Raw genomic sequence first — 18,210 nt, 5'->3', positions numbered from 1 at the left:
CAGCCATGAACTTTACCGACATCTTCATCAAGCGGCCGGTGCTGGCCACCACGGTGAGTCTGCTCATTGTGGTGCTGGGGCTGCGCTCGCTGTTCGGCCTGCCGATCAACCAGTATCCGCAGACGCAGAACGCGGTGGTGACCATTTCCACCGCCTATTACGGCGCCGACGCCAAGACCGTGGCCGGCTTCATCACCCAGCCGCTGGAATCGGCCATCGCCCAGGCGCAAGGCATAGACTATCTGTCCTCGTCCAGCACCAGCGGCGTGTCCACCATCACCGCCACGCTGCGGCTGAACTACGACGCCAACCGCGCGCTGACCGAGATCAACACCCAGGTCAACTCGGTTAAGAACCAGCTGCCTGCCCAGGCTCAGCAGCCGGTGCTGACGGTGCAGACCGGCCAGACCACCGACGCGATGTATATGGGCTTCTACAGCAACACGCTGCCGACCAACAACGTCACCGATTACCTGGTGCGGGTGGTCAAGCCCAAGCTGGACTCCATCTCCGGCGTGCAAACCGCCGAAATCCTGGGCGGCCGCCAGTTCGCGCTGCGCGCCTGGCTGGATTCGGCCAAGATGGCGGCGCACGGCGTCACCGCGGCCGATGTCAGCGCCGCGCTGGCCAGCAACAACACGCTGACGGCGCTGGGCTCCAGCAAGGGCCAGATGGTGACCATCCCGTTGACCGCCGCCACCGACCTGCACACGGTCGACGAGTTCAAGCAACTGGCGGTCAAGCGCAACGGCGACGCCATCGTCCGCTTGCAGGATGTGGCCAATGTGACGCTGGGTTCGGACAACTATGACTTCAATGTCGCGTTCAGCGGCGTGCGCTCGGTATTCATCGGCATCAAGGTGGCGCCGGAAGCCAACATCCTGGACGTCGCCTCGCGCGTGCGCAAAGCCTTCCCCGACGTGCAAAAGCAACTGCCCTCCGGGCTGACCGGCGAGATCGTCTACGACTCCACCGACTTCATCAACACCTCCATCGACGAAGTGGTGAAAACGCTGGTGGAAGCGCTGGTGATCGTAACGGTGGTGATCTTCCTGTTCCTCGGCAGCTTCCGCGCCGTGGTGGTGCCGGTCATCGCCATGCCGCTGTCGCTGATCGGCACCTTCTTCATCATGCTGATGCTGGGCTATTCGATCAACCTGCTGACGCTGCTGGCGCTGGTGCTGGCCATCGGCCTGGTGGTGGACGACGCCATCATCGTGGTGGAGAACGTGGACCGGCACATGCGCGAGGGCATGACGCCGTTCCAGGCCTCCATCGTCGCCGCGCGCGAGCTGGGCGGCCCGATTCTGGCCATGACCGTGGTGCTGGTGGCGGTATATGTGCCCATCGGCTTCCAGGGCGGCCTGACCGGCGCGCTGTTCACCGAGTTCGCCTTCACGCTGGCGGCCGCGGTGACGGTGTCCGGCATCGTGGCGCTGACCCTGTCGCCGATGATGTGCTCGCGCTTCTTCAACGCCGACATGGACAACAGCCCCTTCGTCCACGCCATCGACCGCACCTTCGAGCGGGTGCGCCACGGCTATCAGCGCTTGCTGCACAGCCTGCTGCAAACCTGGCCGGTGCTGATCGTGATGGGCGTGATCCTGATCCTGCTGCTGGGCCTGATGTTCAAGATGTCCAAGTCCGAGCTGGCGCCGGAGGAAGACCAGGGCATCGTGATGTCGCAAGTGGTGGGCGCGCCGACAGCGACGTCCGATCAGATGCAGACTTACGCCAACCAGGTGTTCCAGGTGGCCAAGGGCATGCCAGAATACGAGCAGATGTTCCAGATCACCGGCGTGCCGACCGTCAATGCCGGCATCGGCGGCGTGCTGTTCAAAGACTGGGGCGAGCGCAAGCGCAATGCGCACGAAATCCAGCTGGATCTGCAAGCCCGCTGGAACAAGATCGCCGGCGCGCGCGTGGCGGCCTTCCAGTTTCCGCCGCTGCCTGGCGCTTCAGGCTTGCCGGTGCAGTTCGTGATCAACACCACCGAACCGTTCGAAAACCTGAACCAGGTGGCGCAGCAGGTGCTGGACAAGGCGCGCGCCTCCGGCAAGTTCTACTTCATCGACGGCGACTTGAAAATCGACAAGCCGCAAGCCACGGTGCAAGTGGATAGAGACAAGCTGACCGCCTTGGGCCTGACCCAGCAGGACGTGGGCAATGCGCTGTCGGCGGCGCTGGGCGGCGGCTACGTCAACTACTTCTCCATCGACGGCCGCTCCTACAAGGTGATTCCGCAGGTGCAGCAGGTGGACCGCCTCAACCCCTCGCAATTGATGGACTACTACATCAAGACGCCGGCCAGCGGCGTGATCCCGGTCGGCACTGTGGCCAAGCTCAGCTATAGCGTGGTGCCGGAATCGATCACCCGCTTCCAGCAGCTCAACTCGGTGACCATCTCCGGCGTGTCCGGCGTGTCGCAAGGCGAAGCGCTGCAATTCCTGCGCGACACGGTGCAACAGGCTGCCCCATCCGGCTACAGCGTGGATTACTCCGGCCAGTCGCGCCAGTTCATGCAGGAATCCGGCGGCTTCCTGGTCACCATGCTGTTCGCGGTCATCATCGTATTCCTGGCACTGTCGGCGCTGTTCGAGAGCTTCCGCGATCCGGTGGTGATTCTGGTGTCGGTGCCGCTGGCGCTGTTCGGCGCGATGATGTTCATCTTCCTGGGCTTCTCCTCGCTCAATATCTACACCGAGGTGGGCTTGGTGACGCTGATGGGCCTGATCAGCAAGCACGGCATCCTGATCGTGGAAGTGGCCAATGAGCTGCGCAAAACCGGCCTGTCCAAGCGAGAGGCCATCGAACAGGCGGCATCCATCCGCTTGCGCCCCATCCTGATGACCACCGCCGCCATGGTGTTCGGCGTGATCCCGCTGGTGATCGCTTCCGGCGCCGGCGCCGCCGGCCGCTACGCCATGGGCCTGGTGATCTTCACCGGCCTGTCCATTGGCACGCTGTTCACGCTGTTCGTGGTGCCGGCGATGTATATGTTCATCGCCTCGCGCCGCGATGCCAAGCAAGAAGAGACCATCCCGGAGGAAGCGCCGCAGCTGCATTGAGCGCGCGCTTTGGGCTATGATCTGACGGCGGCCGTTTGGCCGCCGTTTTTCATTGCCCAGGCCCATGCCGAGATGGCCCCGTAGGGCGGAAGCCCGGCTCGCTGGGCGTTCCGCCGTCGCCGTCCATCAGGGCTTCCACAAGGGCTGTTCAAGCCAAGGCGCAACAACCCTGCCTAACCGAGGCTTACGCCCGCCACTCACTGTTGGAGTCCGCCATGTCTGCACCCTGCCCCACGCCCCGACTCACCGCCCTGCTGCTGGCTGGCGGCCAAGGCACGCGCATGGGCGGCGCGGACAAGGGTTGGCTGATGCTGGAGGGACAAGCCTTGGCCGAACGCGTGGCGGCGCGGCTTCGGCCGCAGGCCGAAGCGCTGTTGATCAGCGCCAATCGCAATCTGCAACGCTACGCCGCGCTCGGCCTAGTGATTGAAGACGCGCCTGAGTTCTCAGAGTGCGGCCCGCTGGCGGGTTTGGAGGCGGGTTTAAGAGCTTGCGCCAGCGATTGGCTAGTCACCGCCCCTTGCGACCTGCCCTTGCTGCCTGCGGATCTGGCCGCGCGGCTGATGGAGCCGCTGCTGCAAGGCGAGGCCCGAATCAGCGTGGCGCATTGCGCCGGCCATCCGCATCCGGTGTGCATGGCGCTGTCGCGCGGGCTGTTGCCGTCGCTGCAGGCTTATCTTCGCGGCGGCGGCCGCCGGGTACGTGAATGGCAGGCGTCGGCCGGCGCCGTCGCGGTGGCGTTCGACGACCTTCCGGAAGCCTTCAGCAATCTGAATCATCCGGAAGACCTGGCCAAGCTTGAGCAAGCCTGGCGGCAGCAAAACTAAGGCCCTTGCTCAGGCTTGAGCGTCGTCCGCCGTATATTCGACAAAACCGTTCTGCCGGCAGAAGCTCGCCAGCGTCATCCCCGCCTGGCGGGCGATATCCACCGCCAAGGACGTCGGCGCGGAGATGGTGGCAAGCAATGGAATGCCCATGCGCGCGCATTTGCGCGTCAGTTCGTAGCTGGCGCGGCTGGACATGAACACGAAGCCCCTGCCCATGTCTTCCCCATCCCGCGTCAGTTGGCCGATCAGCTTGTCCAGCGCGTTGTGGCGGCCGACGTCTTCGAACACCCGCAACACCTCGCCAGCCGGCGCGCACCAGGCCGCCGCGTGGACGCCGCCGGTCTCCTTCATCAACGCCTGCCAGCGCGGCAGCTCGCTCGCGGCGCGGGAAATCGCCGCCGCATCGGCGCGCATGCGCGGCGAGGATAGCCGCTCCGGCTGCAAATCCAGCAGGCCCAGGCTTTCTATGCCGCAAACACCGCAGCCGGTGCGGCCGGCCAGGCTGCGTCGCTTGTCCTTCAGCGCCAGGAAAGCCGGTTGGGCGATTTCCAGCCGCACTTCCGCGCCGCCGCAGACAAACTCGGCCTCGACATCGAAAATTTCGGCGGCGCGCGACACGATGCCTTCGGTCAGCGCGAAGCCGATGGCCAATTGCTCAAGATCAAGCGGCGTCGCCATCATCACCGCGTGGGAAATGCCGTTGAACACCAGCGCCACCGGCGTCTCCTCGGCTACGCGGTCCTGATCCGCCCGGCACTCTCCATCCCGGTGCCGCCTCACCGCCAACGCCGCCGCGCCGCGCTTTGCCTCGCTATCGCTTTTATCCATTCCCTGTCTCGCTTGATGCTTCATCGGGTAAACTGATCGCCCAGCCATCACGCCCATGCCATGACCGACCTTCCCGCTCTCGATCAGCTCGATCCCCAGCTCGCAGCCTTGCTGGCCCAGCTATGGCGCGCCGCCCAATCCGGCGATGCGCCCTGGTCGCTCGCCCGGCTGGCCAAACAATCCGGCCTGCGGATGAGCACGCTGCTGCGCAGCCTGAATCTGCTGCTGGAGGCGGAACTGGCTCAGGCGAGAATCGGCGAAAACAGCCGCGGCCGCGCCTGGCTGAGCGAACACGGCCTGGCTTGTTGCCAGGTCTGGTTTGGCTCAAACGCCTCCGGCTGACATTATCCCGCCCGATCCGCCGCGCGCGCCAGCGCGGCAACGCTTGTTTGCAAGGAAGTTGACCGCCATCAGCCGCCTTCCTTTATCCTTCACCCCTTGATCCAAAACAAAACCGGAACCCATCCGTTCAGCAGGAGCCGTCCCCCTATGAGCCATTCCAAGAACAGCGAACGCATCCAGCCTTACGCGCAGCCTGCGGGCGGCCTGGATTCGATCAAGAGCACCACCGTGTCGCTGCTCAAGGAAAAAGTGCCGGGCAACCGCTACAAAACGCTGTTTCACCAGAATCAGCCCGACGGCTTTGACTGCCCCGGCTGCGCCTGGCCGGACCGCGAACACACCTCCACCTTCGAGTTTTGCGAGAACGGCGTCAAGGCGGTGGCGGCCGAGGCCACCTCCAAGCGCGTAGGCGCGGACTTCTTCGCCCGCCATAGCGTGACGGAGCTGCTGGAGCAAAGCGACTACGAGCTGGAGCAACACGGCCGCCTGACCGAGCCGCTGGTTTACGACCGCGCCAGCGACCGCTATCTGCCGATAGCCTGGGACGACGCCTTCGCCCTGATCGCCCGGCATCTGAACGCCCTGCCCGATCCGGACCAGGCTTCGTTCTACGTTTCCGGCCGCACCAGCAATGAAACCGCCTTTCTGTTCCAATTGTTTGTACGCCTGTACGGCACCAACAACTTCCCGGATTGTTCCAACCTGTGCCACGAATCGTCCAGCCGCGCGCTGCCGCAGACGGTAGGCGTCGGCAAAGCCACGGTGATTCTGGAAGATTTCGAACACGCCGACACCATCCTGGTATTCGGCCAGAACCCGGCCACCAACCATCCGCGCATGCTGAACGAGCTGCGCGCGGCTGCCAAACGCGGCGCGACCATTGTTTCGATCAACCCGCTCAAGGAAAAGGGGCTGGACCGCTTCGCCAGCCCGCAGCACCCGCTGGACCTGGTGAACGGCGGCGCGCAGATCAGCTCGCTGTTCATTCGCCCGACGCTGGGCGGCGATTTCGCGCTGATCAAGGGCGTGGCCAAGCGGGTGTTGGAGCTCGATGACGCCGCCGTCTCCGCAGGCACGGCGCGGGTGTTGGACGTCGACTTCCTGGCTGAGCACTGCGATGGTTTCGAAGCCTTCACCGCCGATCTGCGCGCCGAAAGCTGGCCTGGCCTGGTTTCCGCCTCCGGCGTGCCGTTCCAGGACATCGACGCCCTCGCCCAGGTCTACGCCAAAGGCAAGGCAGTCATCTGCACCTGGGGCATGGGCCTGACACAGCACCGCGATTCGGTGGCCGCCATCCAAATGCTGTCCAATCTGATGATGATGCGCGGCCAGATCGGCCGGCGCGGCGCCGGCCTGTGTCCGGTGCGCGGCCACTCCAATGTGCAGGGCGACCGCACCATGGGCATAGAGGACAAGCCGACGCCGGCCTTTCTCGACCGCCTGGCCAAGGTTTACGATTTCGAGCCGCCGCGCCGCCACGGCCTGGACGCGGTGGAAACCATCCACGCCATGCTGGACGGCCGGGTCAAGGTCTTCGTCGGCCTCGGCGGCAACTTCGCCATGGCGACGCCGGACACGCCGCGCACTTTCGAAGCGCTGCGCAATTGCGAGCTGACGGTGCAGATATCCACCAAGCTCAACCGCAGCCACCTGATCCACGGCAAGGACGCGCTGATCCTGCCTACGCTGGGCCGCACCGAGATCGACCAGCAAAAAACCGGCGCGCAAGGCGTGACGGTGGAGGATTCGATGTGCATGGTGCACCTGTCCTACGGCATCAACCCGCCGGCGTCCAAGCTGCTGCGCTCGGAAACCGCCATCACGGCGGGCATGGCGCACGCCACGCTGGGCAGCGGCAAAGTCGCCTGGCTGGACTATGCGGATGACTATGCCAAAATCCGCGATGAAATCGCGCAAGCCATCGCCGGCTTCGACGACTTCAACGCCCGCGTGGCCAAGCCCGGCGGTTTCCATCTGACGCCGGCCTCACGCGAACGGCGCTGGCTCACCGCCAGCGGCAAAGCGCAGTTCATCGTCAACGCGCTGCAGCAAGACACCCCGATTTCCCGCGCACGCGCGCTGCACGGCGACAAGCTGATGGTGCTGATGACGGCGCGCTCGCACGATCAGTACAACACCACGATTTACGCGCTGGACGACCGCTACCGCGGCGTGTATGGCCAGCGCCGCGTGCTGCTGATACACCGCGACGACATCGCGAAGCTGGGCTTCGCCGACGGCGACAAAGTGGACATCTTCACGGTATGGCACGATGGCGTCGAACGCCGCGCCGACGGTTTCCGCCTGGTGGAATACGACATCCCGCGCGGCTGCCTGGGCGCTTACTTTCCGGAAACCAACCCGCTGATCCCGCTGGACAGCGTGGCCGACGTGTCCAACACCCCCACCTCCAAATCGGTCCCGGTGCTGCTGCGGCCAGCCGTCGCATAAGCCACGCCTGGCTAGGGGATCTCGGCCGGCCCGGCCACGCCGGGCGGCCGCCCTAACGCTCGAATGCCTCGCCCTCACGGGAAAGTTCGGCCAGCAATTCGCCCACGATGCGCTTGGCTTCGTCGAACTGCAGCCTCTGCACACACAGCGCCACTTGGTTCATGGCGGATTCATGGCGTCCCAGATCGCGCTCCAGCCAATCCGCCACCAAGTCCATCGCCTCCAGATTATTATCCTCCAGCAGGCCGCGCATTCTTAACAGGCTCTGGGGCTCAAGAACGACAGCCTGTTTTTCTCTGGGCTCTTCAGGAAGCGAGGCGATCAAATGCTCGGCGCTATCCGCCGCCAGCCTCGCCAAGGCCGTCAGATGGGCGGCGACGGCCAGTTCCCGCCTCAATCTGTCATCCGCCGCGCGCAACTGCTGCAACAGCAAGGCGGACTGCCGCGCCAATTCCAAGGCGCCCATGGTGGCCGCCGCTCCCTTGAGCGCATGCAGGCTGGCCATCAGTTCCGCCCAATCCTCTCTTTGCGCTTGCGAGACCATCAGTTTCAACAGGCGGTCGCATTCCGGGTAGAAGGCCGTCAATGCCGCGCGGTATACCTTGAGCTTGTTGCCAAAACGCCGCAGCCGAGACGACAGGGGCTCAATCAAGGCGCCATCCAACGCCCCGCCCAGGACCGGCTCTGGCTTAAGCTCGTGTTCCAGGCCGCACAATTGCAACAATTTGGCCACGACTTCATCGATGTCGATAGGCTTGCCGACATGATCATTCATGCCTGAGGCCAGACAGGCATCCCTATCGGCAGCGGAGACATTGGCTGTCATCGCCAGGATAGGCAGCTTGGAGAAACGCGCATCGGCGCGGATATGGCGCGTCGCTTCCATGCCGTCCATGTCCGGCATTTGCATGTCCATGATCACCACATCGTACGCCTCGCCCGACATCGTCACCCTGTCCACCCCTTGGCGGCCGCCCTCGGCCAGCGCCACCATCGCGCCTTCGGCGCTCAGCAATTCGGAAGCCACCTGGCGATTGAGCGGATTGTCCTCCACCAGCAATACCCGCATGCCGCCCAATCTCGGCCCCGCCGACGCCAGGGGCGGCATCAGCTCCAGCCCCGCCACGGCCCTCCCGATGGAGTCGACCAGCTGCTGCGGCGTAACGGGCTTGGTCAAGACATCGCAGAACGGCGCCAAGGGGCGGCGGGCGATCTCAGCCAGCACCTCGCGGCCGAAAGCCGTCACCATCACGATGATGGGAGCGTAGTCCGGCTCGGTTTCCTGCCGCACCTGCCGCGCCACCGCCACGCCGTCCAGGCCCGGCATCCGCCAATCCATCAGCACCACATCGTAACGCTGGCCCGCGGCCACCGCCTCCCGCAACAAGCGGATGGCCTCATCGCCGCCTTCGGCATAACCCGCCTGCCACCCCACCTGCGTGATGGTGTTGACCAGGATTTCGCCGGCGATGGCATTGTCGTCCACCACCAGCACCCGCATGTCCGCCTTCAATTCCGCCGGCGAAACGGCCAGCATCGCATCGCCAGTCATGCCGAAAGGCAATTCAAACCAGAAACGGCTGCCCTTGCCCGGCTCGCTTTCCACATGCAGGCTGCCGCCCATCAGCTCGATCAAGCGCTTGCTGATCACCAAACCCAAGCCCGTGCCGCCGAAACGCCGCGTAGTTGACGCCTCGGCCTGGGTGAAGCCATCGAAAATCCGCTCCAGCTGATCCGGAGCGATGCCGATGCCGGTGTCGATGATCTCGAAGCGCAAGGTGATTTCCGCCTCCCTGCGCGCCTGAAGGCTGAGCGACACCAGCACGTGTCCCTGTTCGGTGAATTTCAGCGCATTGCCGGCCAGATTGATCAACACCTGCTGCAATCGCAAACGGTCGCCATGCAGCATGGTCGGCAAGACCGGATCCATGCTGAACATGACTTCCACGTCTTTTTCGCCGTGATTGCCGGACAACACCACCGCCAGGTCGCGCATCAGCGCTTCCAGGTCGAAAGGATGCGGATCCAATTTGAGCTTGTCGGCGTCGATCTTGGAAAAATCCAGAATGTCGTTGAGCAATCCCAGCAGCGAGCGCGCGGCTTTCTGGGTTTTGTCCACATAGTCCCGCTGCCGTTCGTTCAGGCTGGTGTGCAGCAATAATTGCTGCAAGCCCAGCACCGCGTTCATCGGCGTGCGTATTTCATGGCTCATATTGGCGAGGAAACGGCTTTTGGCCACGCTGGCCTGCTCCGCCTGCTGTTTGGCCTTGAGCAGGTTGTCCTCGTAGCCGCGCTGCTCGGTGATGTCGCGATTGATGCCGGTGATGCGCAGCGCGCGGCCGCTCGCGTCCTTCTCCACCCGGGCGCCGGCTTGTATCAGACGGACCTGTCCATCCGGATAGACCACCCTGAAATTGGTTTCGTAGGGGATTTTTCCATCCAGTGCGTCGCGGACGATGCGTTCCGCCTCGTCCCGGTCATCGGGATGTATGCGCTCCCGCCAATGCCCGTAACCCAGCCCCTCGGCCTCCAGCGCTTCAGGCTGGCGGTAAATCTCGTACATCTTGCGGTTCCACTGCAGCTTATCCTCGAGCGGAGACCAGCTCCACACGCCCAGCCCCGCCATTTCCGCCGCCATCTGCAATTGGTCGCGCGCGGCAGTCAATTCGCTTTGCTGCCGGACTTGATCGGTAATGTCGATGGCGACCCCAAGATAGCCATGGATGCGGCCGGCCTCGTCGCGCATGGTTGTCACGACCAAAGACACCATCAATTGCTTGCCGTCCTTGCGGACATAGGTCCATTTCTGGCTGTCCACGCCATGGAGATTGGGCTCGTGCACAAAGATGTCGAAGCCTTCAATCGGCTTGCCGTATCGCGCGCTCAATTCGCGGCTGCGCGCCTCCACCTCTTCCGGTATATGGAAACGCTGCGGCGTGCTGACGCCGACCATCTCTTCCTCGCTATACCCCAGCATTCTGGCGGCGCCGCTGTTGTATAGGGTGATGATGCCGTGGGCGTCGGTGGCGATGATGGAAAACTCCGACGCGGCATCCAGCACATTTTCCAGCAAGCGGTTCAGCCTGGCCAATTCGGCGTCGGCCTGCCGCCTATCCGTACGGTCCGTGCTCAGCGCGATATAGCTCGTCGCCATGCCGTTTTGGCCCACGCCTGGGGCCAATACCGTATCCAGCCAGCGTCGGCCGCCATCCCGCGCCACCAGGCAGAGTTCGCCGCGCCACGCTTTATTGTCGCGCAGATGCGCGGCCACGCCCGCCCAGAAGCTGTCAGCATGCTGACTTTCATCCAACCATCCGGACTCGGGCAAGGCATCCTCGCCATAGCCCAAGGCCTGGCGGAACATCGCATTGCACTCCAGCAGACATCCATCCTCGTCCACCACCCAGTGCAACAGCTGTTCATTGACCGTTGCAAGCAGCCTCTCGACCTCCTGCTGGGCATGCTCCTGGCTGTGGCGGCTTTCCACCAACTCCGACACGTCATGGGCAATGGAGAAGAAACCCATCACTTCGCCATGGTCGACATCCGGCAGAAAGTGCGTCAACACATAACGCATCCGGCCATCCGGCTTGGGCAGCTCGCGCTGAAACGCCTGCGGCTCGCCGCGCAGCGCGCCTTCGATATGCGGCAGAATGGATTGATAGCGCGACTCGTCTAGCAAGTCGCGCAGCGAGGTGCCGATCAGCGATTCAGCCGGCACCCCGAACCAGTCGGTATAGCCATGATTGGCCACGCGATTGATCTGCTGCCTGTCCCAATAGCCGATCAGGGACGGCACGCCGTCCAGCACCAAATTCCAGGCATGCCTGGCGCGGCTCAGTTCGGCTGTCCTCTCCGCCACCAAGCCTTCCAGGGCGTCATTCCGCGCCCGCAGGCTGAGCTGGTCCGCCTCCCTGGCCTTGCCATGCCTCTCAGCCAAGCGCTTGCCCAGCCACAGGGCCAAGGCTGAACTGGCCAAAACGCCGCACAGCCCCGCCAGCCAGAGCCGCCACGCCCATCCCACTCGCCAATTCGGGCTAGACAGTACCGCCAACTGCCATCCTTCGCCCAAACCGGACAAGGGCGCCACAGCCTCTAGCTTGCTTGGACTCGCCTTGCCCATGCCGGCCCAGGAGATTTGGGCCAAGCCCAAATGCCTCAACTCGAGACGCATCCCATTCGGCAGGATTTCACCGCCAGGCAGCAAACTGCGAACCGGGACCTCAAGCGTCAGCCATCCCACGCCCTGGCGCATCCTGGCGTAGCCATCGCCCGGCGGCGGAGCGCCGCGGTAAACGGGCAGCCAGATGTCGGCGCTGCCCGCTCCCGCGAACGGAAAGATCAGAACGGCATGGCCATCGCGCATCGATGCCTGTATGAGCGCGCGCTGATCCGCCTTCATGCCGCTGAACGCCTCTACTGGAGACGCGCCAGCGCTCGGCGCCGGCCTGGCGACGAAGCCAGGACCCACGCTGGCGGATGCCGATTTGGGAAACCATAGGGCCAGTTGCCGCCGAACATGCTCAGGCGCCCCTCCGGCATCGATCACCCGGTCCAAGGTCCGCAACCAGGCAAGCTTTTCGGCATAGGCGGATTGCAATTGCTCAGAGGCGAGACGGGCCAGGCGGCTGGTCTCCACGCTCCGCTGCACCGCGTCCTCCCGCAGCAATTGGTTGATCAGCGCGGCGGTGCACAGGAGCCCGCCCAGCCAAAGCAGCCACGCCCATATCATGCCGCGGCCGCCCTTCAGGACGGCCAGTCTTGCTATCGCTTTCACGACGCTTCCCCTTGTAACGGCCATAAGCCGCAAAGCCGGGCGCCATGGCCCGGATCAATCGGCGGCCGACATGTCCGCATTCAGGCTCTGCTCCAACTCGCCCGCCGGCATCGGCCGTCCATATAGATAGCCCTGCATCACCCGGCAGCCCAGGCACAGCAGCGCCGACTCCTGCTCTGGACGCTCCACCCCTTCGGCCACCAGCTGCAATTCCAGTCCCTGCGCCATATTGACGATGGCCGCCACAATCGCCGCGTCGCTGCGGTCTTCCAGCATGTCGCGGACAAAGCTCTGGTCTATTTTCAGCACATCGATGGGGAACTGTTTCAGATAGGCCAGGCTGGAATAGCCGGTGCCGAAATCGTCGATGGCGATGGATACGCCCAAGGTCTTGAGTTCGCTCAGCACCTGCATGGTTTGCTGAACATTGGCGGCCAATACGCCCTCGGTGATCTCCAGCTCCAGCAGGCAGGGATCGAAGCCAGTTTCCGCGATGATGGAGCGCACCGTATCGGAAAAGCAGCCTTCGGCGATCTGCACCGCCGACACATTCACCGCCACTTTGAGCCTGCGGCCGGCATCCGCCCAACGTTTGCCGTCCAGGCAGGCTTGCCGCAGGATATATCGCCCCAGCGGCAGGATCAGTCCCGTTTCCTCCGCCAAGGGAATGAAAGCGCCCGGCGACACCACCTCTCCGGTGTCCTTGCGCCATCGCATCAGCGCCTCCACGCCCACCACCTTGCCGGACGGCGCCAGCACTTTGGGCTGATAGAAAGCGACGAAGCCGCCCTGCTCCGCGCCCATCCGGATATGGCGCTCCAGCGCCTGGCGGGTCAGCAGCGCCTCCTCGATTTCCGAAGAGAAGAAGCGGAAGCGGTTGCGCCCCTCCTCCTTGGCCTGATACATCGCCGCGTCGGCATGGCGATACAGCTCTTCTTGGTTTTGACTGTCGTCCGGGTAGACGCTGATTCCGATGCTGACCGACAGATCGAAGCGCCCCTCGCCCAGCCAGTAAGGCTCGGACAGGTTTTTCAACAGCCGGCTGGCAAACGCGCCCAGCGACTCGATGCCCGGCATGCCGCGTTTCAGAATGAAAAACTCGTCGCCGCCCTGCCGGCTGACGGTATCGCCCGGCTGCGCCAACTCCAACAGCCTTTTGGCGACCAATTGCAGCAGTTTGTCGCCGGTGGAGTGGCCCATGGCGTCATTGATGGTCTTGAAATGGTCCAGGTCCAGGATGAACAAGCCCAGCCGCTCGCCGACATGGGCCGCCTGCTGCAAGGCCTGCAGGGTTCTATCCTTCAGCAGCATCCGGTTGGGCAGATTGGTGAGGGCGTCATGATGCGCCATATGGCTCATTTTGACCGCCAGCGCCCTGGCCTCGCTGACATCATGAAACACGACGATGGCGCCTGACAGCCGCCCGGCGTGGTCCAGCACCGGCGATGCCGAGTCTTCGACCTCGACCAACCGGCCATCGCGCGTTTGCAGCGAGCAGTTCATCGCCATGCCCACCGCCCTCTGCTCGCTCAACACCAGGCGGACAGGGTTGTCGTGCACATGGCCGGAGTCGCTCGCCCGCAAGGGCATCACTTTTTCAATCGTCTCTCCCATCGCCTCGCGCGCTTGCCAGCCTGTCATCGCCTCCGCGATGGGATTGAGAAAGGTGACCCGGCCGGCGGTATCCGTCGCGATCACCGCGTCGCCGATGGAGTTGAGCATGATGCGGATGCGCTCCTTCTCGTCGCGCAGCGCCTGCTCCGCTCGGCGGCGCTCGGTCACATCGGTGATCAGCATCAAGAAACCCGGCTCCCCACTCGCTTGCGGACGGTGGACCAAGGCAGCCTGCCCGTAGACGACGCCCCCGTCGCGGCGGGTCAGGCACAAATCGAAGGCGCAATTGTCACCCCGTAGCACCGCGCCCAAATGGGGCTCCACTTCGCGAAAGTTCGCCTCTCCCAACACCTTGCGCAAATGCATGCCCAATATCGCCGCCGCGCCCAGGCCAAACCATTTGCCGTTCTGATCATTGCAGAACTCGTTGCGCAACTCGGCGTTCCAGCTGGCGACGAAAGCAGGCAGATACTGCAAGACATCTGCCATGTCCTGCCGCGCCCTCGCCAGTTGCCGGGTTTGATGGCGCAGATTGAGCTGGGTCTGGATGCGCGCGCGCGCGATCGGGACGTTCAGCGGCTTGAGCAGGAAATCCACGCCCCCCAGATTGAGCGCCTGCAGCTCATGGCCATCCTGGTCGTGCGAGGTGACGAAAATCACCGGGATATCCGCCAAGCCTGGAATCGTCTTGATTTCACGGCATACCGCGTAGCCATCCATGCCCGGCATTTCGATATCGAGCAAGATCAGATCCGGCACGATGCGGCGGGCGATCTCCAGCGCGGCCTGCCCGCTGGTCGCGAAGCGCACCTCTCCCAGGTCGCGCACGGCTTCGCGTATCACATGGATATTGCTCGCCATGTCATCGACAATCAGTATCTTGACCTGTTCTTGCAGAGTATCATTGAACATCTGGCATTCCTGGACCAAACGCATGCCGCGCCGGCATGCTTCCGGATCAATCGGTATGCAGCCCTCGAGGGACGGCAGGGACATGGATCAACTGAGCCATCGCTTTTAGGAATAGACTTCTCCGGAAGCAGCGACAAGGACCCGCCACCCTGTTTGCATCGCACCTGCAGCAAATTAATGGTAAGTACGTAGCCCTTGAGGACAATTGACCGCCAGAACTGGCGTCGAACGCGTCCAATCAAAACGTCGGAAAAGATCAGGAATGGCCGCGTGAAGCCCGCCTGAAATCCATAGGGAAGGGAAATTCAAAAACGCGCGCGACACGCGGCGAACAGAAGGGCGGCGGGATGCCGCCCAAGGTCAACGCCCGCGCTGGCGGACAGCAGCCTTCACCGCACCATCAGCGCGGACAGATTGCCATGGACTTTGCGCAGCAGGACGCGCAAACGCGCCGCCTCCTCTTCGCTCAAGCCTTGCTGCGCTTGGGCCTGCAATTCATCCCCCAGCGCCATCGCCGCAGTCAGCGCCTCATAGGCTGGCGGCAACAGTTCTATCTTATTGACGCGTCGATCCTGCGGACAGGCCACGCGCCTAAGCCAGCCAGCCGCCTGCATTCGATCGCACAGGGTTGCCACGCCCATCGGGGTCAGGTCCAGCCTATCGGCCAGTTCCGCCTGCGACAATGCGTCTTTGCCTTGATGCGCGGCCAAGGCGCCCAGCAAACGACATTGGGCCAACGATAGCCCCAGTTGCTGCCTGGCGCGTTGATCGAACACCCTGCCGTATAAACGCCCGGTGTCGCTCACCAGGAAGCCGAATCGCTCTATCAGGGTCAGTTTCATCACTCTGCTTATAGTAAGTTAGCTTATTATTTTTACAATAAAACGCCCCGCATGACCACCTCAAGGCCCTTGACTCTCCATACTGCCCCCCCCATTCCCTATCGATCAAGACATGCCCAAGCCGGCCATATCAAGCATGGAAAGTTCCCTTCGGAACCAATTTTCCCGTGCTAAAACGTAAAAACTGACCTAACGGCCAGCATCAACCATGTCAATTGCATTTGAACTTCCTCTCCCGCCTTGCATATCATTCCATCAGGGCATCCGCTCTTATTTCGATTAGGAACGAAACACAATGGCAACCGGTACCGTAAAGTGGTTCAACGATGCAAAAGGCTTTGGCTTCATCACGCCGGATGAAGGCGGCGACGATCTGTTCGCCCACTTCTCCGCCATCAACTCCAGCGGTTTCAAATCGCTGAAAGATGGCCAGCGTGTAAGTTTCGACGTCATCGCAGGCCCCAAGGGCAAGCAGGCCTCCAACATCCAGCCTGAATAAAGCGCCTTGGCATCGATGAGCAAAACCGGCCTTGGCCGGTTTTTTTGATCTCTCCGCAACCCGTCCCGCTTCAGCCCTCGACAGGCCATAACCACTGCCGCAACGGTTCGCCATCCCGCTCGTCGAGCAGTATCTCCCCCGCCTCAAAACCCAGCGAGCGAACCAGTCGAGTGGATGGCTGGTTTTGCGGATTCACCTGGGCCAGCACCATCCGGACCCTCCCGCTATCGCGCGCGATATCCAGCAATGCCAGCACCGCGCCCTTGGCTATGCCGCGTCCTTGCCAAGCAGGCGCCACCCCATAGCCGATCTCGACAATGCCCAGACAAGGCTCGCCCTTGAAGCCGCAGGAACCGACCACGCAGTCGGCCAGTGCCATGCAGTAAGGCAAGCACCATGCGGCATCCCCGCCTTGATCCATTTGTTCGAACCCCCGCAGCAGCACTTCTGCGGGCGGCAAGGCGCCAACCGCGCTGCGCAGGCCCAAGGCAGAGGCCTCGCCGGCGGCCAGCCACTCGCGCCATTGACGGATAGACGCTGGCTCCAGCACCACCCGCCGCATGTCCGCGGCCGGCTCAATGATAATCGACATGCGCAATTTCTTTTTTCAAGTGCGCGCCGTCATGTTTTGCGCATGACCTTGCGCATATTGCGGGCTGCTTTCAGGGGAGTGGCGGATAGATTGGTCGCGGCGAAATGGCCCGCTTGCCTGGACGCCTTGGACATCGCCGCGCCGGAGGCATAACCAAGCTCGAGTGCCTGGCGCATCACTGCGATGGGCGGGTGATCGGGCAATTGCTGCTGGATACATCGCCCCATCTCGGCCCACATTTTTTCCGTGGCCAGCATCAAGTCGCGCTGGGTATCCGCCTGCGCCTGCCATACAGAGGCGCCCACCAGCAGATTGCCGTCTATCCTGTCGTCCAGCTCGCCCTGCGTCATCGGAAAGCCTGGCACAATCGACGACAGCCAGCTGCGACAGACATCCTCCTGCACCTCCAACCAGCGGCGCTGACCCCTTTCCACCGCGCCGCAATACGTTTCCACCGCACCGACTATCCAGCTGGCCATGTGGCCTCCTCTAGCTTGGCGCAAACGCGCCGGGATCTGTCATGGGCTGGGGACAGGGCAGTTGCCATACCGACCTCAACTCCCGCAGCAGGGTTTCCAGCACCGGATCGCCCGCCCGGTCCGCCGGATAAACAAATTGTAAATCCGCGCGCTTGCTCACATCCGGCGCCAACCAAATCTTGCCGGCGTCCTGCCAGGGCTGGGCGTCTTCATCTCGGATCAGCGCCGCGCCGACGCCGGCGGCCACCAGTTCCAGCATAACCGACAGGTGGTCGCACTCGGTCACTTTCTTCGGCGAGATATTCAATTCGCGCCAGAGTTCCGAGGTGATCTTGGACAAGCTGGAGAATTGCGAGATGCCCAGCCAGGGCAGCTTGCCCAAATCCTTGAGCTTGCCTTCGCGCAGCTGCCCCGCCCAGGCCACGGGCAGCGCCACGCGGAAATTCAAGGTTTGCAGCGGCACCGTGCAGACGTTCATATAGGGATTGCGGCCGAGAAAGAAGCCCGCGTCCAGTTCCTTTTTGCGCACCAGATTCAAGACATCCACCGACACGCCATGCGTCAGCTGCACTTCCAGCAAGGGATAGCGCTCCACCAGCGCCGCCACCCAAGGCCCCAGCTTCAGGATATCGGGCATCAGCGTCACGCCGATTTTAGCCGCGCCGGCCAGTTGGCCTTTCAATTGTTTGGCATGATGAATGATGTCTCGCGCCGCGCCGAGCACGCCTTGCGCCTGCGGCAGCAGCTCCTGCCCTGCCCGAGTCAGGCTGACGCCGCCGGCGTTGCGCTCGAACAGCTGCATGCCCACCTCCTCCTCCAGCGCCTTGATCTGGGCCGTCACCGCCGGCTGCGATAGATGCAACAGTTCGGCTGCCTGCGTCAAGTGGCCCTGCTGAGCCACGGTGACAAAGGTCCGCAACTGGTAGATTTCCATGTTCTCCCCTGTCTTTAAAGACTATTTTTTGAATTCGGCAGGATG

Annotated in this window: 12 protein-coding genes; 5 read left to right on the top strand and 7 right to left on the bottom strand. The window is 63.1% G+C overall.

Annotation, left to right across the window (positions count from 1 at the left end):
• Window positions 1-5 precede the first annotated feature (5 nt).
• Together NKT35_RS15740 and mobA are read left to right on the top strand one after the other, a co-directional pair.
• Window positions 6-3,068, top strand: a complete 3,063-nt coding sequence (locus NKT35_RS15740) for an efflux RND transporter permease subunit (protein ID WP_254294658.1) — start codon at window positions 6-8, stop codon at window positions 3,066-3,068.
• Window positions 3,069-3,283: 215 nt separating this feature from the next.
• A complete protein-coding gene (gene mobA, locus NKT35_RS15735; RefSeq protein WP_254294656.1) occupies window positions 3,284-3,895 on the top strand; it encodes a molybdenum cofactor guanylyltransferase MobA in 612 nt (203 codons plus the stop codon).
• A 9-nt stretch (window positions 3,896-3,904) separates the two neighbouring features.
• On the opposite strand, the gene fdhD is transcribed toward mobA, so the two are convergent.
• Window positions 3,905-4,723 carry a formate dehydrogenase accessory sulfurtransferase FdhD gene (gene fdhD / locus NKT35_RS15730; protein WP_254294654.1) on the bottom strand — a complete coding sequence of 273 codons (819 nt, stop codon included), beginning with the start codon at window positions 4,721-4,723 and terminating at the stop codon, window positions 3,905-3,907.
• A 60-nt stretch (window positions 4,724-4,783) separates the two neighbouring features.
• Between fdhD and NKT35_RS15725 the strand changes: the two genes are divergently transcribed.
• Together NKT35_RS15725 and NKT35_RS15720 are read left to right on the top strand one after the other, a co-directional pair.
• Window positions 4,784-5,065: a hypothetical protein gene (locus NKT35_RS15725; RefSeq protein ID WP_254294652.1), complete on the top strand. Its 282-nt coding sequence runs from the start codon at window positions 4,784-4,786 to the stop codon at window positions 5,063-5,065.
• Between the two features lie 147 nt (window positions 5,066-5,212).
• On the top strand, window positions 5,213-7,516 hold the full coding sequence (locus NKT35_RS15720; RefSeq protein ID WP_254294650.1) for an FdhF/YdeP family oxidoreductase: 2,304 nt from the start codon (window positions 5,213-5,215) through the stop codon (window positions 7,514-7,516).
• Window positions 7,517-7,568: 52 nt separating this feature from the next.
• Here NKT35_RS15720 and NKT35_RS15715 read toward each other — a convergent pair whose 3' ends face one another.
• From NKT35_RS15715 to NKT35_RS15705, 3 genes are all read right to left on the bottom strand, one after another.
• Window positions 7,569-12,293, bottom strand: a complete 4,725-nt coding sequence (locus tag NKT35_RS15715) for a PAS domain-containing hybrid sensor histidine kinase/response regulator (protein ID WP_254294648.1) — start codon at window positions 12,291-12,293, stop codon at window positions 7,569-7,571.
• Between the two features lie 54 nt (window positions 12,294-12,347).
• Window positions 12,348-14,819, bottom strand: coding sequence for a two-component system response regulator (locus tag NKT35_RS15710; RefSeq protein WP_254294646.1), 2,472 nt, complete (start codon window positions 14,817-14,819; stop codon window positions 12,348-12,350).
• Window positions 14,820-15,208: 389 nt separating this feature from the next.
• Window positions 15,209-15,661 (bottom strand): MarR family winged helix-turn-helix transcriptional regulator, encoded by a 453-nt coding sequence (locus NKT35_RS15705; protein WP_254294643.1) that lies wholly within the window; start codon window positions 15,659-15,661, stop codon window positions 15,209-15,211.
• Window positions 15,662-15,956: 295 nt separating this feature from the next.
• Between NKT35_RS15705 and NKT35_RS15700 the strand changes: the two genes are divergently transcribed.
• Window positions 15,957-16,160, top strand: coding sequence for a cold-shock protein (locus tag NKT35_RS15700; RefSeq protein WP_254294641.1), 204 nt, complete (start codon window positions 15,957-15,959; stop codon window positions 16,158-16,160).
• Between the two features lie 70 nt (window positions 16,161-16,230).
• Here the strand turns inward: NKT35_RS15700 and NKT35_RS15695 are convergent, their stop codons facing one another.
• The 3 genes from NKT35_RS15695 to NKT35_RS15685 are packed head-to-tail and all read right to left on the bottom strand — an operon-like array spanning window position 16,231 to window position 18,165.
• Window positions 16,231-16,752, bottom strand: a complete 522-nt coding sequence (locus tag NKT35_RS15695) for a GNAT family N-acetyltransferase (RefSeq protein ID WP_254294639.1) — start codon at window positions 16,750-16,752, stop codon at window positions 16,231-16,233.
• 29 nt (window positions 16,753-16,781) lie between these two features.
• Window positions 16,782-17,231, bottom strand: coding sequence for a hypothetical protein (locus tag NKT35_RS15690; protein WP_254294637.1), 450 nt, complete (start codon window positions 17,229-17,231; stop codon window positions 16,782-16,784).
• 10 nt (window positions 17,232-17,241) lie between these two features.
• The gene (locus NKT35_RS15685; RefSeq protein ID WP_254294635.1) at window positions 17,242-18,165 is read right to left on the bottom strand and encodes a LysR family transcriptional regulator; all 924 of its coding nucleotides are present in this window, start codon (window positions 18,163-18,165) and stop codon (window positions 17,242-17,244) included.
• Window positions 18,166-18,210 lie beyond the last annotated feature (45 nt).

It is taken from the genome of Chromobacterium sp. IIBBL 290-4 (assembly GCF_024207115.1).
Taxonomy (GTDB): Bacteria; Pseudomonadota; Gammaproteobacteria; order Burkholderiales; family Chromobacteriaceae; genus Chromobacterium.
Note: the sequence above shows the minus strand (reverse complement) of the source record. Positions and strands in the feature narration are given on the sequence as shown.

Excerpts from the sequence above, each read along its gene's own strand:
- NKT35_RS15740 (WP_254294658.1), top strand. The coding sequence starts at position 6 with ATGAACTTTACCGACATCTTCATCAAGCGGCCGGTGCTGGCCACCACG.
- mobA (WP_254294656.1), top strand. The coding sequence starts at position 3,284 with ATGTCTGCACCCTGCCCCACGCCCCGACTCACCGCCCTGCTGCTGGCT.
- fdhD (WP_254294654.1), bottom strand. The coding sequence starts at position 4,723 with ATGGATAAAAGCGATAGCGAGGCAAAGCGCGGCGCGGCGGCGTTGGCG.
- NKT35_RS15725 (WP_254294652.1), top strand. The coding sequence starts at position 4,784 with ATGACCGACCTTCCCGCTCTCGATCAGCTCGATCCCCAGCTCGCAGCC.
- NKT35_RS15720 (WP_254294650.1), top strand. The coding sequence starts at position 5,213 with ATGAGCCATTCCAAGAACAGCGAACGCATCCAGCCTTACGCGCAGCCT.
- NKT35_RS15710 (WP_254294646.1), bottom strand. The coding sequence starts at position 14,819 with ATGTTCAATGATACTCTGCAAGAACAGGTCAAGATACTGATTGTCGAT.
- NKT35_RS15705 (WP_254294643.1), bottom strand. The coding sequence starts at position 15,661 with ATGAAACTGACCCTGATAGAGCGATTCGGCTTCCTGGTGAGCGACACC.
- NKT35_RS15700 (WP_254294641.1), top strand. The coding sequence starts at position 15,957 with ATGGCAACCGGTACCGTAAAGTGGTTCAACGATGCAAAAGGCTTTGGC.
- NKT35_RS15695 (WP_254294639.1), bottom strand. The coding sequence starts at position 16,752 with ATGTCGATTATCATTGAGCCGGCCGCGGACATGCGGCGGGTGGTGCTG.
- NKT35_RS15690 (WP_254294637.1), bottom strand. The coding sequence starts at position 17,231 with ATGGCCAGCTGGATAGTCGGTGCGGTGGAAACGTATTGCGGCGCGGTG.
- NKT35_RS15685 (WP_254294635.1), bottom strand. The coding sequence starts at position 18,165 with ATGGAAATCTACCAGTTGCGGACCTTTGTCACCGTGGCTCAGCAGGGC.